The organism is Streptomyces sp. NPDC001617 (assembly GCF_053596855.1).
The window spans coordinates 20,405-33,909 of the sequence record NZ_JBSFHA010000028.1 but is presented as its reverse complement, the minus strand read 5'-3'; the positions used below and the strand labels follow the sequence as shown (position 1 = coordinate 33,909).

The 13,505-nt window shown below is 67.9% G+C and carries 13 protein-coding genes and 2 pseudogenes; 11 read left to right on the top strand and 4 right to left on the bottom strand.

Going from position 1 to position 13,505, the window contains the following annotated elements; genetic code table 11:
• Positions 1–277 precede the first annotated feature (277 nt).
• The 5 genes from ACWC09_RS22020 (at position 278) to ACWC09_RS22000 (ending at position 5,032) form a co-directional block, all read left to right on the top strand.
• Complete coding sequence (locus ACWC09_RS22020) at positions 278–1,315, top strand: NlpC/P60 family protein (RefSeq protein WP_450852261.1); 1,038 nt, start codon at positions 278–280, stop codon at positions 1,313–1,315.
• Between the two features lie 218 nt (positions 1,316–1,533).
• Positions 1,534–1,809: an aminotransferase class V-fold PLP-dependent enzyme gene (locus tag ACWC09_RS22015; RefSeq protein WP_450852337.1), complete on the top strand. Its 276-nt coding sequence runs from the start codon at positions 1,534–1,536 to the stop codon at positions 1,807–1,809.
• A gap of 488 nt (positions 1,810–2,297) precedes the next feature.
• Entirely contained in the window at positions 2,298–3,119 is an 822-nt protein-coding gene (locus tag ACWC09_RS22010; protein WP_450852260.1) for a tyrosinase family protein, read from the top strand.
• 182 nt (positions 3,120–3,301) lie between these two features.
• Positions 3,302–3,658 (top strand): hypothetical protein, encoded by a 357-nt coding sequence (locus tag ACWC09_RS22005; protein ID WP_450852259.1) that lies wholly within the window; start codon positions 3,302–3,304, stop codon positions 3,656–3,658.
• A 570-nt stretch (positions 3,659–4,228) separates the two neighbouring features.
• Entirely contained in the window at positions 4,229–5,032 is an 804-nt protein-coding gene (locus ACWC09_RS22000; protein ID WP_450852258.1) for a C40 family peptidase, read from the top strand.
• A gap of 163 nt (positions 5,033–5,195) precedes the next feature.
• Here ACWC09_RS22000 and ACWC09_RS21995 read toward each other — a convergent pair.
• Positions 5,196–5,408 (bottom strand): annotated as a pseudogene (locus tag ACWC09_RS21995) (multicopper oxidase domain-containing protein); the annotation flags it as partial.
• Between the two features lie 438 nt (positions 5,409–5,846).
• Here ACWC09_RS21995 and ACWC09_RS21990 point away from each other — a divergent pair.
• Positions 5,847–7,061: a L,D-transpeptidase gene (locus tag ACWC09_RS21990; protein WP_450852257.1), complete on the top strand. Its 1,215-nt coding sequence runs from the start codon at positions 5,847–5,849 to the stop codon at positions 7,059–7,061.
• Between the two features lie 797 nt (positions 7,062–7,858).
• Here ACWC09_RS21990 and ACWC09_RS21985 read toward each other — a convergent pair.
• Positions 7,859–8,362, bottom strand: a complete 504-nt coding sequence (locus ACWC09_RS21985; protein ID WP_450852256.1) for a hypothetical protein — start codon at positions 8,360–8,362, stop codon at positions 7,859–7,861.
• 325 nt (positions 8,363–8,687) lie between these two features.
• On the opposite strand from ACWC09_RS21985, the gene ACWC09_RS21980 reads away from it, so the two are divergent.
• Positions 8,688–9,083, top strand: coding sequence for a hypothetical protein (locus tag ACWC09_RS21980; RefSeq protein ID WP_450852255.1), 396 nt, complete (start codon positions 8,688–8,690; stop codon positions 9,081–9,083).
• A 223-nt stretch (positions 9,084–9,306) separates the two neighbouring features.
• A complete protein-coding gene (locus tag ACWC09_RS21975; RefSeq protein ID WP_450852336.1) occupies positions 9,307–10,185 on the top strand; it encodes a DUF5134 domain-containing protein in 879 nt (292 codons plus the stop codon).
• 10 nt (positions 10,186–10,195) lie between these two features.
• Here the strand turns inward: ACWC09_RS21975 and ACWC09_RS21970 are convergent.
• Both ACWC09_RS21970 and ACWC09_RS21965 read right to left on the bottom strand, forming a co-directional pair.
• Positions 10,196–10,630, bottom strand: a pseudogene (locus ACWC09_RS21970) (CbtA family protein); the annotation flags it as partial.
• 215 nt (positions 10,631–10,845) lie between these two features.
• A complete protein-coding gene (locus ACWC09_RS21965; RefSeq protein WP_132888402.1) occupies positions 10,846–11,439 on the bottom strand; it encodes an acyl-CoA-like ligand-binding transcription factor in 594 nt (197 codons plus the stop codon).
• Between the two features lie 114 nt (positions 11,440–11,553).
• Here ACWC09_RS21965 and ACWC09_RS21960 point away from each other — a divergent pair, with 114 nt between their 5' ends.
• The 3 genes from ACWC09_RS21960 (at position 11,554) to ACWC09_RS21950 (ending at position 13,201) form a co-directional block, all read left to right on the top strand.
• The gene (locus ACWC09_RS21960; RefSeq protein ID WP_450852254.1) at positions 11,554–12,486 is read left to right on the top strand and encodes an oxidoreductase; all 933 of its coding nucleotides are present in this window, start codon (positions 11,554–11,556) and stop codon (positions 12,484–12,486) included.
• 186 nt (positions 12,487–12,672) lie between these two features.
• Positions 12,673–12,966: a DedA family protein gene (locus ACWC09_RS21955; protein ID WP_450852253.1), complete on the top strand. Its 294-nt coding sequence runs from the start codon at positions 12,673–12,675 to the stop codon at positions 12,964–12,966.
• 1 nt (position 12,967) lies between these two features.
• Positions 12,968–13,201 carry a hypothetical protein gene (locus tag ACWC09_RS21950; protein WP_450852252.1) on the top strand — a complete coding sequence of 78 codons (234 nt, stop codon included), beginning with the start codon at positions 12,968–12,970 and terminating at the stop codon, positions 13,199–13,201.
• The last annotated feature ends 304 nt before the right edge of the window (positions 13,202–13,505 follow it).

Sequence of the window (13,505 nt, the reverse complement as noted above, 5' to 3'; positions counted from 1 at the left end):
AGCCGGGGGTCCAGAGTGCGCAGACGCCCGCGAACCTCGGGTCGTTTTCGTAACACACATAGCGTCACCGTCGCCATCACGACCAGCGAGCCACAGCCAAGTAATGCGCTTCGCGGAAGCGATTGGGGCACCCCAGAGTTGAACTACTCTTAATGAACTTAGTAGATTCTGCAACGAACCTCCGCTCGGGAGATCGCTCACACGGGTGGGTGGCGGCGGAGGGGCACCGCCCGCCGGCGTGTCGGTAGGCGGCTGAAGGAAGAAGGAGCTCGCCTCCGTGGCGTCCCACCGTCGACCCAAACAGCCGAACCGCACGCGCGCGACCGTGCTGGCTACCGCAGCTGCCGCTGTAGCGCTGAGCACGAACACCGCCAACGCCGCACCGAGCGAGAAACCGGCCAAGGACGAGGTCAAGGCCAAGGTCGACAAGCTCTACGAAGAGGCAGAGCAGGCCACCGAGCAGTACGACGGGGCCAAGGAGAAGCAGCAGAAACTGCAGCAGGAAATCTCCACCATTCAGGACAACGTCGCCCGTGGCCAGGAGGAGCTCAACAAGCTGCGTGAGGGCATAGGTTCGATGGCCGCGAGCCAGTATCGCACCGGCGGCATGGACCCCTCCGTCCAGCTCTTCCTCGCCTCCGACCCGGACGACTACCTCGACAAGGCATCCACACTCGATCAGTTGAGCGCCCAGCAGGTCGAGGCGCTGAAGAAGATCCAGGAGAAACAGCGCGAGCTCGCGCAGGAGCGCACCGAGGCCTCCGGCAAGCTCAAGGACCTGGCCGCCACCCGCACCGAACTGGGCCAGCAGAAGACGGAGGTCCAGGCCAACCTCGCCGCGGCGCGGAAGCTCCTCAACACCCTGACCGCCAAGGAGAAAGCGGCGCTCGCCACCGAGGAGGCCCGGGCCAACCGTTCCTCCAGCGAGAGGGTGAACCTCGGCAACAGCACCGCCGCCTCCAGCCGGGCCGCCGCCGCCTTCCAGGCCGCCCAGAGCAAGCTGGGCACCCCCTACGTCTACGGCGCCTCCGGCCCGTCCTCCTTCGACTGCTCGGGCCTGACCTCCTGGGCCTATGCGCAGGCCGGCGTCTCCATCCCGCGCACCTCCGAGGCGCAGGCCAACATCGGTACCCGCATCACCTCGCAGAGCGACCTCCGGGTCGGCGACCTGGTCTTCTTCTTCAACGACCTGCACCACGTCGGCCTCTACGCGGGCAACGGCCAGATTCTGCACGCCCCCCGAACCGGCACGGTCGTCCGGTACGAGTCGATGAGCACGATCGGCGGCCCGTTCATGTTCGGCGTCCGGGTCTGATCCACTCGGCTGGTCAGGGCCTTGGATCGCGTCACAGAACCTCCCGTCCGAACCGCTCTCCCCGCGGTAGCGGAGGACGGCGACCACGCCCTGCCGCCTGACCAAGGAGTCGACCGAACCACACCGTGCCGCATCACAGCACCGCAGCGGGCCCGGCGTAGTGATGGACGGCAGCCGGAGTTGCCTAGCTGGACGAGGAGACAGTGCTGGTGCCGGTGATGGCCGCCGACAACGAGACCGGCGCCCTCCGGCCCATCCGGGAATTGGCCGAACTCACCCACGAGTACGGCGCACCGTTCCAGTGCGACGCCGCCCAGACGACAGAGAAGGTCCCCCCTCGACGTCCGCACCCTGAGCGTGGACCTGCTCCCCGTCGTCGGCTGCCGAGCCGGCGTCGCGAGGGCGCACGCCCGCAGGGTGACCAGGGCGGGTTCCAGCGGACTCCACCGAGGCGACTCCAACTGGCCCCAACAGTAGGCGTTCGGGCGCACTGAGAGGTACTGGCGAGGCCCGACGTGGCCCCACCTTGGCTCTTGCGGTGGGACGGTGGCCTGGTCCGCCGCGCCGAGGTTGCCCGGGTGTCGTCCGTGAACATCAAGCGTGGCCCGAACCGGGTTCCTCCCGAAGTGCTGAACGGCCGCTGCGGCACTCGTGAAGAGAGTCACCGAGCCCGGGGTTGCGGGAGATCACGTACGTCTGATCCAGATCGCTCTGGAACAATCCGGCGCCGAAGTCGACGGAAAGACCGAAGACCGGGACGACCCATCGGTTGGCGTCGTCCGTCCATGTGCGGTCCGGCACAGCCCACAGCCAAGCCGCCACAGAGATCGCCCGTCTCTCCTCGGGAGACGATCACATCCCTTCCCTTCCTTCGGCGTAGCCCGGCGTGCAGGCCTCGTCACCGGAGGTGATCCTTCTAGGGGTGCCTTCGGAGCACCCTCCGACGAGACGACGAAAAGTTTGAGGCTGCGCCGTGACCCAGATGACCGAGCATCAGCTTGCCACGATCGCTCACCCCGATCTCCTCGCACACGCCACCGCGACGCACGACGGTCCAGGGCCCAGGACGTTCGCGGATCTGGCGGCCATGCGCCGCACCCAACCGCTGGAGAAGGTCCGCAAGAACGAGAAGGACCTGACCGAGGCCGAGCGGTCCCGACTGATCGACGCGTTCAACATGATCAACCAGTCCGGTGTGCTGGGAAGATTCGTCGCCATCCACGCCAACATGAACCATCACCAACACCGCATGAGCAACGCTCCGGACGACCTGGGAGCCCAGCGGTTCCTGCCCTGGCACCGAGTCTTCCTGGACCGGGTGGAGACGGCCCTGCGCAGGATCCACGCCGACGTCGCCATCCCGTACTGGGACTGGACTGCCGACCAGCAGGTCCCGCAGTGGCTGGCCGACGTACGGCCCACCGTGATCGTGCCCGGTTCGATGGGCGGGGTGATCCAGGTGACGCGGTCACCCGGTAGCCAGGAGGAACTCCGGCAGATCACCGACCGTATCGACGGCGTGATGCAGAGCGGTACCTTCAGCAACTTCGTGGACGGCCTGGAATCCATCCACGACGACGTACACGTGTGGGTGGGTGCCACCATGACGGACATTACGACCGCCGCGGCTGACCCTCTCTTCTACATGCACCACGCCAACGTCGACCGCCTCTGGTGGACCTGGCACCCGACACACCAGAACGAGAACCCTGCGCTGAACGGCGACGACGCGGTCATGGACCCCTGGCGCGTCACCGAGCCGACCACCCGCAACATCGCCAACTTCCACTACGCCTACCGCTGACGGTCCGCGGTGTGCCCCGCATGACATCAGTGCACGGCCCCGGTGGTCCCAGATCAAACGGCCATCCGGGGCCACTCGCCGCTCTGGCAGCGACCGCGGGGAACCGTCACGGTAGGTGAACGGGGGTGTCCTCCGCGGATCGCCGGGCAACGGTTGTCAGTGGGGACCGCCATCATGAAGCGATGGATGATCTCGCTTTGCTGCGGCGTGAGTTCTCGGAGGATGACGACGCGTTTCTCGCGATCATGATCCGTGACCAGCACTGGGACAAGGGCGCCTTCTCCCGGCTGGAGTGGGCCATGCGGCAGATATGCGAGACGTTCGAGCAACGCGATCAGCAGGACTTGCCGCGGTGGCTGGTGGAGGGGTTCTGGATCTGCGTGGACTGGCTACCCGATCACACGGCCCATCCCCGCTTTCCCCGTCCCGAGCCTCCGGCGTACTACGAAGCCGCGTTGAAGAGGCTGAGGGATCTGCAGTACTGGCTCGTCACAGGCGTCTCGCCCTATGTGCCCGGTCACGTATGGGCAGATCTATAGGGCTGCCACGCATCACCGCGTGCGTCACGGCAGGTCACGTCAAAGAGGATCACCTTCCGTGGACAGCCAGACGGTCACCAGTGGCACGTCGGCCGAGTTCTCGCGCACCAGCGCGTGACCGTTTACTACCTCGCTCCCGTCCTCCCCAAGGGCGCACCCTCGCCTGACACCGCCCACCAACGACACAGCGTCGATCCGCCAAAACGCGGACGATCCGACGGTTCACCGCGCGACATCCGCTACTCCATGACATCGGCGATCACGAGGCCGTCGCCACCTCAGCCCACTACGACAGCGGGCCCACAGCCGACCCGTTCCGTGACCTCCATCACACCCTGCAGGCCTCAAGAAGTCGGGGTTGGCCACGAACTCGGGACGATGGTATGGCGATGGGCAATTCGGACGTAAAAACGAAGCTCCTTAGTTGAAGACCTGCGGGTGGAGTCCACAATGTCCACTACGGCGTCAATAAAGGCCGCCGCACCCGGGATTCGGGGTACTGAGCACTCAACTGTGCTGCGCCACACATTCCTTGAAGTTTCCGAGGAGCCCCTGATACCGGTTGTACTCATGTCCACCACCGCTCACACACGAAGCCGTCGCAAACCCCGCCGCAGCGCGTCGACCATCGCGCTGCGAGCCGGAGTCGCCGGCGGCGTCCTCGGCAGCCTGGCAGTCGCCGGGGCCTCTGGTTCCGCGAACGCAGCCGAGCCGGTGACGCAGACGATCGAACTGCCCACCCTCACGGCCGATCTGGCCACTCAGGTCGCGCAGTCCGCCGACGCCACCCAGCAGGCCGCGGCCAACTACGAACTGCAGGCCGAGCGTGACGCGGCCGCCGCGAAGGCCGCAAAGCAGGCCAAGGCGGACCTCACAGAGGCCAAGAAGAAGGCCGAAGCCGCGCGCAAGGCTGAGGCCGCGCGCAAGAAGGCCGCGGCCTCGCGCTCCTCGGAGCGGACCACGCCGGCCTCCTCCTCCAGCACCGTCTCCGCCCCGAGCGCCTCCTCATCCACCGCCAGTGGCTCGGCAGCAGCGGTCATCGCCTTCGCCCGGGCGCAGATCGGCGACGCCTACGTCCTCGGCGCCACCGGCCCCAACTCCTGGGACTGCTCCAGCCTCATGCAGGCGGCGTTCAAGCAGGTCGGCATCAGCCTGCCGCGCGTCTCGCAGGACCAGTCGACCGTCGGCACTCCGGTCTCGCTGAGCAACCTCCAGCCGGGCGACATCCTCTACTGGGGCAGCGCGGGCAGCGCGTACCACACGGCGCTCTACGTCGGTGACGGCAATTTCGTCGGAGCCGAGAACCCCTCCACGGGCATCGTCGAGAAGCCACTTTCCTGGGACCCGCCGACCGGCGCGGTACGGGTGCTCTGACGCGCGACGAGGTCACGAGAAGGGCCACTTTTCCCGCACAGTTCTCTGGCCGGGAGAACGGGAAAAGTGGCCCTCGATCCGCTTTTGCCCATGAGCCGGCCACGCCGGTCCGGTCGTCCCCGTCGAACCCAGTGAGTCCGCCCGGACGGCGCAGCAGTGGACGTCAGGCCTTGCGGGCCACGTTCGCCATCATCCCGGCCTCACCGTGGTACGCGTTGTGACAGTGGAGCATCCACTGGCCCGGGTTGTCCGCGTCGAAGAACACCGACACCGTCTTCTTGGGCAACACGATCGCGGTGTCCTTGCGGGGGCCGGAACCATCGAGCTGGTACGTGTGGCCGTGCAGATGCATCGGGTGCCACATGTCGGTGGCGTTGCCCCCCCATATACCCAGCGGGTACCCGAACGCCCGGTCGACTGAAGTCGTTCTTACTTGGTCGACAGTCCTCCGTAGCCCGAACAGGCCGTATGGAATAGCAAGGTTCCGGCCTCGAGGGGGTAGCCCTCCTCGGCCGCGATCGAGCCGTCCGGGTGGACGGCGGCGAACCAGGGCGCCGAGTGGACGTCGACATCAGCGAACGGCAGCGCCGGCGCAGCCAGCCGACCAGTCAGAGCCCCTTGGGCTCGCCCGTCTGCGGCCCGGATCGGCTCGTAGGAGTATGGCCTTGCGTGCATTGACCGGCCCGTCTACGAATATATTTAGTAGCTCAGGCGAGGGTCTGACACACGACACCGCGGAGGGACAGGGAACCGCGAGGCGACGTCGATCGTCTACGAAGACGCTTAGTCCATTAGGGAACGAGAGAGGGGCCTCATGCGACAGCGCCTGACAGCACGACTGGGCCGCCGGACCATACAGTCGCTCGCGCTCGCCTCGGCCGCCGCCATGGTCCTCGCCGCGTGCAGCACCGGCAGCAAGGCGGACAGCGGCTCGGATCTGTCGGGCAGCGGCGGCAAGAACGGCAAGCCGGCCGCGATAGTCGTGGCGCCTGGCGCCGACAGCGCGAGGATACCCGTCAGCCGGAAGGTCACGGTGCGCGCCGAGGGCGGATCCCTGACATCCGTCGAGGTCACATCCCCCGGACCAGGCAAGCTCTCCGGCACCTGGTCGAAGGACAGGTCCGCGTGGACCTCCACCACGCCGCTCGCCCCGGGCGCCACCTACACGGTGAAAGCGAAGGGCAGGGCGTCCGGCGGGTCGGCACTCAGCAAGACCGCATCCTTCTCCACCGAGGCGGCGAAGAACACCTTCGTCGGCGAGTACTACCCCGACAAGGGCGCGAAGGTCGGCGTCGCGATGCCGGTGTCGATCACGTTCAACAGGCCGGTCCACGACAAGGCGGCCGTTGAGCGCAGGCTCAAGGTCACCGCCTCCCCCGCGATCGAAGGCGCCTGGAGCTGGATGAAGGATCGCGACGGCAAGGACCGCATCGACTACCGGCCCGAGACGTACTGGAAGCCCGGCAGCAAGGTCACCCTCCGCATGGACTTGGCCGGTGTCAATGCGGGCGGCGGCATGTACGGCACCCAGCAGCGCGTCGTGAACTTCACCATCGGCGACGCCGTCACCAGCACCGTCGACACCAAGAAGAAGACCATGACGGTGGCGGAGAACGGCAAGGCTCTGCGAACGCTCAAGGTCTCCACCGGCAAGAAGGGCTTCGAGACGTGGAACGGCACGATGGTCGTGCTCAGCAAGGTCCCGACCATCCGCATGAACTCCGACACCGTCGGCATCTTCGGCCCCGAGGCCTATGACCTCGGCGCGGTGAAGTGGGACGTCCAGCTCACCCCGTCCGGCACCTACGCGCACGCGGCGCCGTGGAACGCGGGCAAGTTCGGGGTGGTCAACGGCAGCCACGGCTGCATCGGCATGAGCACCAGCGACGCGAAGTGGTTCTACGACCAGGTCCACCTCGGCGACCCGGTCACGGTCGTCAACTCCGTTGACACTGTGGCGACCAACAACGGCTACGGGGACTGGAACGTCGACTGGGCCGCATGGAAAAAGGGCAGCGCCCTGGGCTGACCCAGCAGTTCCCGTATACCCCTTAGGGGTATACGCTCCCTGTATCGGCCATCGTCGACCCTGAAGTCGGACGAGGACATGGACCCGCTCATCAGGTTGCATCCATTGCATCCACCTCCAGCGCTCCTCTGGCCCGGCCTGCGACGCGCCCGGGCGGGCGGGCGAGGCCGCCGGGCGCCTCGCCGGGGATCCGCGTTCCTGACCGTCGTCGCCCCCTCCGTCGCGTTCGTGGGCATGGCCGGGATATCCGCGGCCTCCATCGACCTCGGCAACGGAGGCAAGGCCGTGCGAGCCGTCGGCGACCCGGCCGTCGAACCCTCCACGGTCAACAGCCAGTTCGACACCCGGCTCCGCACGCTGAGCCGGGGAGTCGATGACTTCGCCGATCGTGCCACCCGCACCCCTTACGCGTCGATCTCGAACAGCAGCGGTGCGAGGAGGAGCGGCGCAGGACAGCGGAAGCGGCTTGCAAGAAGGCGGAGGCCGCGCGCAAGGAGGCGCTGCGCCCGAAGTTCGTACTCTCCGTCGCGCAGAAGGGAGTTGGCGAGTTGTTCGGGGCGGTCGGCTCGATGTGGTCGAGTCGGCACACCGACCTCGACTTGCCGTACTGCGGGGACATCGTCGGGGTGACCGCCCACGGCGCCACGCAGACCTGGTACGCCCATCTCGCCAGTACCCGGATCCGCTCCGGCTACGTAGAGTCCCCCTCTCCACCTGGACGTCCACCCGGGCGGAGAAGCCACGGTGGATCCGCCGGCGTGGCTGCGCAACCACGGACTTGACCCGACGTAGTCGTGTCAGCAACACGTCGGCGTCACAGCGGCGTCTGCCGCCGTCGACTGCTGGTCGCAGTTGAGTGTTGAGAAATCCGCTGCAACGAAGGCACCCGTCTCCCTCTGCTCCCATGTGGCGGCGCGGCTCTGTCTGGCCTGGAACCGATGGGCGGCGAGCGGTGTACATAGGGCAGGACAGGGTTTCGCGAAGCGCGAACCCGTGGGGGAAGCGCGACCCCGTGAGGGAAGCGCGGTCTGGGAGGTGGGCGCGATGAGCGAGGTTCTCAGCGGCGGCCCGAAGCGGCCACCGTGGAAACCGCCGCGCTGGTGGATCGTGGCGATGGCGGCCGCGGTGGCTGTCGCCGCGATCGTGGTGGGCCTCGTCGCCATGAATGGGGAAAACACCTCGTCTTCGGCCGCGCCTCGGCGTTCGCCGTCGCCGTCGCCGACCAACACCCCCTCCTCGAACGGTTCGGACGCCTCTGCCGCGCGGGACAGGACGCCTGGCCTGGTGATCAGGGGCGTCACCTTGGAGCAGGGTTCTTCGCTGAACCGGCACGACAGGACGGCGAATGCCGGTCCGTGGACGGTCACAGTGCGGCGTACGGACGGATCACTGGCGCGCAACGGCGCGTTGGTGACGTTCCCTGTGTCGAAGCCTCGAGTTGGTCGCCCGATCCGAATCGGCGATGTGGCGGGATGGGACCGGAACGGTGAGATCGTCTGGCCTCTGGCAGGCTCGTACGCGCGAGTCCGAGGGGACCTGCGGCGATCGCAATTGGTGACCATCGCCTCCGCGACCACCGTCGCGTCCGGGCGCCCGGAAGTTCGTACACCGTCCGGGTTCTCTGTGGTGTCCACGGGCTCCATACGGCCGCACGTCGTCCGCGAGGCGCGCTACGGCTCGGACGATGTGGGCGAGGCCGGGGCGCTCTCCAACGGCCTGACCTTCACCGGCGTGGTCCGCTGCGGCGGCTTCGAGGACCGGCTGTACGCCGTGGACGCCCAAGCGGCCGGCACCGTGCGCGGCAAGCCCGCGGTCGTGACCTCGGGACTCGTCGGCAACGCCGTGCTGGCCTGGGAGCCGGAACCCGGCGTCGTCGCCTACGTCGGCTACAGCGGCGCCGCCCTCGACCAGGGGGCCGTTGCCGCCCTGCGCCGACTCGCCTCGCGAACCCGTCTGCTCAGCCCACAGCAGTGGCAGGGCACCCGCCCCGCGACGTTCGATCAGGTCAACGACCTCGGTTAGGCATGCCTGGCCGGCGTACGGCCCAGCGGCCGAACTGACCACCGAAACAAGCGGTCAGCGTGGCGGTGGCACGAAATCCCACCGGCCACCTGAACGCCCTCCGACCCCGAAACGTACTAAGGGAACTAGCAGATAACGCTCACGTGGTGCCCTTCACGCTTCGCACGACGAGGCGGGTCGGCAGCGCGGAACCGTCCATGCTCGGACGATCGGGAAGGTGAAGATGGGAACTCTGGCGCTCAGTTGGACCGTGGCGGTGGTCGCCGCCCTGGTGGCCGCCGTGAGCGTGGTCCGGGTGGCAACCACGAGCGGTGAGATCCGTTTCGCGGCGGGCGGTGACCTGCTGATGGGCCTGTGTATGGCCGCCATGGCGTTGCCCGCGACGGTCGGCTGGTACGCGGGCTACGGCATGTGGTGGGCGGCGGCGTTCGGCATCCTCGGGCTCGGCGGCGTGGCGATGGCCGTCAAGCACACACGCACCTGCGGGTGGAAGCACGGCCGCCACTGGGTGCACCTCATCGTCGGGAGTGCCGGCATGGTGATCATGACGCTCGCCATGACGAGTACGTCGTCCGGACCTGTGCTCGCCCTGGGTGGCTCCTCCATGGCGAACATGCCGGGTATGGAGAACATGGCGAGCACGACAGGCGCGCATCAGATGGCCGGCATGGGTTCCATGGAGGGGATGGGGTCCATGCCGGGAATGGGATCCATGCGGGGCATGGATATGTCGGGCGCGACCACCACAGCCGCCGACACCAGCACCCTGGGGCTCTCCACCTCTGCCTGGCGCCTCATGTTCGCGGCGCTCGCGCTCTACTTCCTCCTGTCGATCGGCGCCTCGGTCTGGGCCAGGGTTCGGGGCACCGACCGGCGCGTCGGGAGAGGGGCCGCCTGGAGTCGCTGGCTACTCGCCATGCCGGACACAGTGGTGGTCTTCCTGGCATCGCTGACGCTCTCGGTGTGGGACAGGAGCAGGATGGCGCAGCGATCGGGTCGCGGGCGGCGACGCAAGTCCGGAGCCGCGCCGGATGCGGCGCTGGCGGCCCACATCGGTATGGGCGGGACCATGTCCGCGATGCTGCTGATGATGGTCGCATGACAGCCGTTCGTCACTGACCGTCATGGCGACGACACTCTCCAGTCGGAAGCGCACAGCACCATGGTCGACATCGGCCGTCCCTCACGACGGACCGGACTCGGCAGGAAACCGACCCGCGAAGCTGATTCGTATGGAACGCCCGGGACGGAGAGAATGGATGCAAAGCGATCCACGTGCCCGGGCGGGCTCGGACTCCGCGATCACCAGGGCAGGCCACCCACGGCCACCGATCCGAAGGGTCCGGTCCGATGTCGGCCAGCTGTCGCTGCGGTGCGGAACGACCGCGCTCCGCCAACCGCCCGTGGACGCGCCAGGCCAGGACGACGGCGATCACTTCGATCCCGATGGCCGCGAGCCATGCGCTGACGCGGGTGTCGAGCGTTCCCGGATCACCCACGCCGGGCGGATTGGCCGGGTAGCGGGGGAAGGGCAGCAGCCAGTCCCCGGTGAATCCGGCCCGCCAGTGTCAGCGAACGCCGCCACGGCGCACCGTCCGGATCTCGCCCAGCTCGACGCGGAGAAGACTCGTCAGCGCACCATCGACCTCGGCATGCCCACGTTCTCCGACCTGGCAGGACGCACAGGATCCAGCCCACAGCCGGGTTTTTCTCCGCGTTGACCAGTCGCCCTGTGACGGGCCGATATGCAGTTCGGAGTCGGTCAGCCCGCATCGACTCCGAGTTCGATCACCGGTCCAACCAGGGCAAGAGCCTGATCGACGACCTCGTCCAGGCTTTCGCTGCCGTCGCTGTCCACCCAGCGGCGCAGGGCGGCTTGGAAGGCCGTCAGGGCGACACCGGCAGCGACGGCAGGACGCAGGTCGACGTCCGGGTCCAGTCCGGCACGCAGGGCGAGGATGCCGGTCATCTCGGCCTGCCACTGGGACTGCCGCTCCAGGAAGCGGGCCAGAAGGGCCGGGGTGTCGAGGATCAGCCTGCTCACGCGCAGCATCTTGGCCGGATTGCCGACGCTCATCGAGGTGAACACCGACAGGGCACGACGCAACGCCACCGCGGGCGGCTCGTCGGCGGGCCGGGCGTTCAGCTCCGCGCACAACTTCACGCCGGCTTCCGCCAGCATGTGCACGATCACGTCTTCCTTGGAATCGAAGTAGCGCGAGAACGTACGGCGTGACATTCCCACGGCGGCCACGATCTGGTCGACCGTCGTCTCTTCGAATCCCTGGTCGGCCAGCAGCTTGACCGCGGCCTCCGCCAGTTCGCTGCGCACGAGCAGGCGCTTGCGTTCCGCCATGTTGGCCGCCGGGGCCGTCTTCGCATCTCCCACGACACCGATGCTAGTCCGAGCCAGGTGAGTCCCTCCAGGCCATTATTGACTCACTGTGTCATTGACGGCAGTCTAAGTCTCATGTCAGACAGCAAATGGACCGCATCCCGCATCCCCGACCTGACGGGCCGGACCTTCGTCGTCACCGGAGCCAACAGCGGCCTCGGCCTGGCCACCACCCGCCACCTGGCGCGGCACGGTGCGCACGTCGTCATGGCCGTACGCAACGAGGCCAAGGGCCGCCGGGCCGTCGCCGACATCCGCGCCGCCGATCCCGACGCAAGCCTTGAGATGCGCCATCTCGACCTCGCCGATCTGGACTCGGTCAAGGCGTTCGCCGCCCGCGCGCACGACGACGCCCTGCAGGTCGACGTCCTGATCAACAACGCGGGTGTCATGACGCCACCCCGAACGCTGAGCCCCCAGGGCCACGAGTCACAGTTCGCCGGTAACCACCTCGGCCACTTCGCCCTCACCGGCCTGCTCATGGACCTGCTGCGGCAGGGGCGTGACCCGCGTGTGGTGACCGTCAGCTCGATCGGGCATCACGGCGGGCAGATCCACTTCGACGACCTCTCCGGCGCCCGGAAGTACCAGCGCGTGAAGTACTACGACCAGTCGAAGTTCGCCAACGTCCTTTTCGGCCTGGAACTCGACCGCAGGCTCCGCGCGGCCGACAGCCCGGTACGCAGCCTGCTCGCCCACCCCGGGATCACAGCCACCAACCTCCAGCAAACTGGCCCGACCGGCCTGTTCCGGGTGGGAGGCGCCCTCGTCAACCGGCTGTTCGCCCAGGACGTCGAGATCGGCACGCTCCCCCAACTGCACGCCGCGACGGCACCGGACGTCGAGGGCGGGCAGTTCTTCGGCCCCGACGGATGGAAGGAGTTGCGCGGACATCCCACGATCGTCCGCCCCGACCCTGCGGCGGAGGACCCTGACACCGCACGCCGCCTGTGGGTGCTGTCCGAGGAGCTGACCGGTGTGGTCTACGCACCCGCCCCTTCGGCATGACCCAAGGCCATCTTCGGCCCGCATACAGCGGCAGCGGTGGGGGGAGTGCCCTGAGGAGTGCGTGCTGCCGTGCCTCGGCCTCACGGCTCCGAACGGTGATGAGACTCTTTGAAATCGGCCAGAGCTGCTTCTCTTCCTCACTTGTTCCGGTTTCGGACGGTGTGGGGAGGGTGGGGAGTATGAGACATGCTTGAGGGGCCGCCGACCGTCAGGTCGGCGGCCCCTGGCCTCGGTTACGCGCTGGGCCGACGTTGCGGACGGCATCCGGGCACTTGGCTGGCGCGCCGGCTCCGATCCGACGGCTGGAGCGGCATGGCCCAGACGTTCCTGACGCGTCACGGCGGAACCGCCGTGCTCACCGGCAGGTTCGTCGGAGTCATCCGGGCCTTCCTGCCCTTCGCCGCCGGAGCGTCCGGCATGCCGTACCGCCGCTTCTTCTTCTCCAGCGCGGCACGCATCGCTGGTCTGGGGCACCGGTAACGTGCTCCTCGGCTACTTCGTCGGCACGGCGGCGACCAGGGTCCTGCACTCGGCGGGGCTGATCGGCGCCGCCGCGCTTGCCGCCGTTGCTGTGGCGCTGTTCTGCGTTGTGTGGGTCCACAAGCGCCGTCGCGGCCGCGTGCAGGCGGCGAGTGCCGTGGTGGCGTCGGGCGGGGTTCCTCGAACCTCCGAACAGCGGCCAATGCGCGTCGTCACGTATTCCGAGGAGAAGTAGTCCATGGGACGCGCCGGGCAGCGCATGGAAACCGGCAGCCAGCTCGCCCACCCCGAGAACTTTCCGGCGGGACCTGCACTGACCGCGCGGCACCGACGTAGGCACGGGTCGCCCGCACGCTCGACAGACCCACGCCGCCGCACGCCAAAGGCGTCGGATTCGGCACCGACGCTGGTGATCGCCGACGTCCCGCCCTTCTCCCCCGGTACCCCAGCGGCCGCGCATGTCAGCACCCGGCGCGAACTCGGTGAGAACGGCAATGAGGCTTCTCAGCACCGCGGAGCGAGGTCGGACGGGACGACCG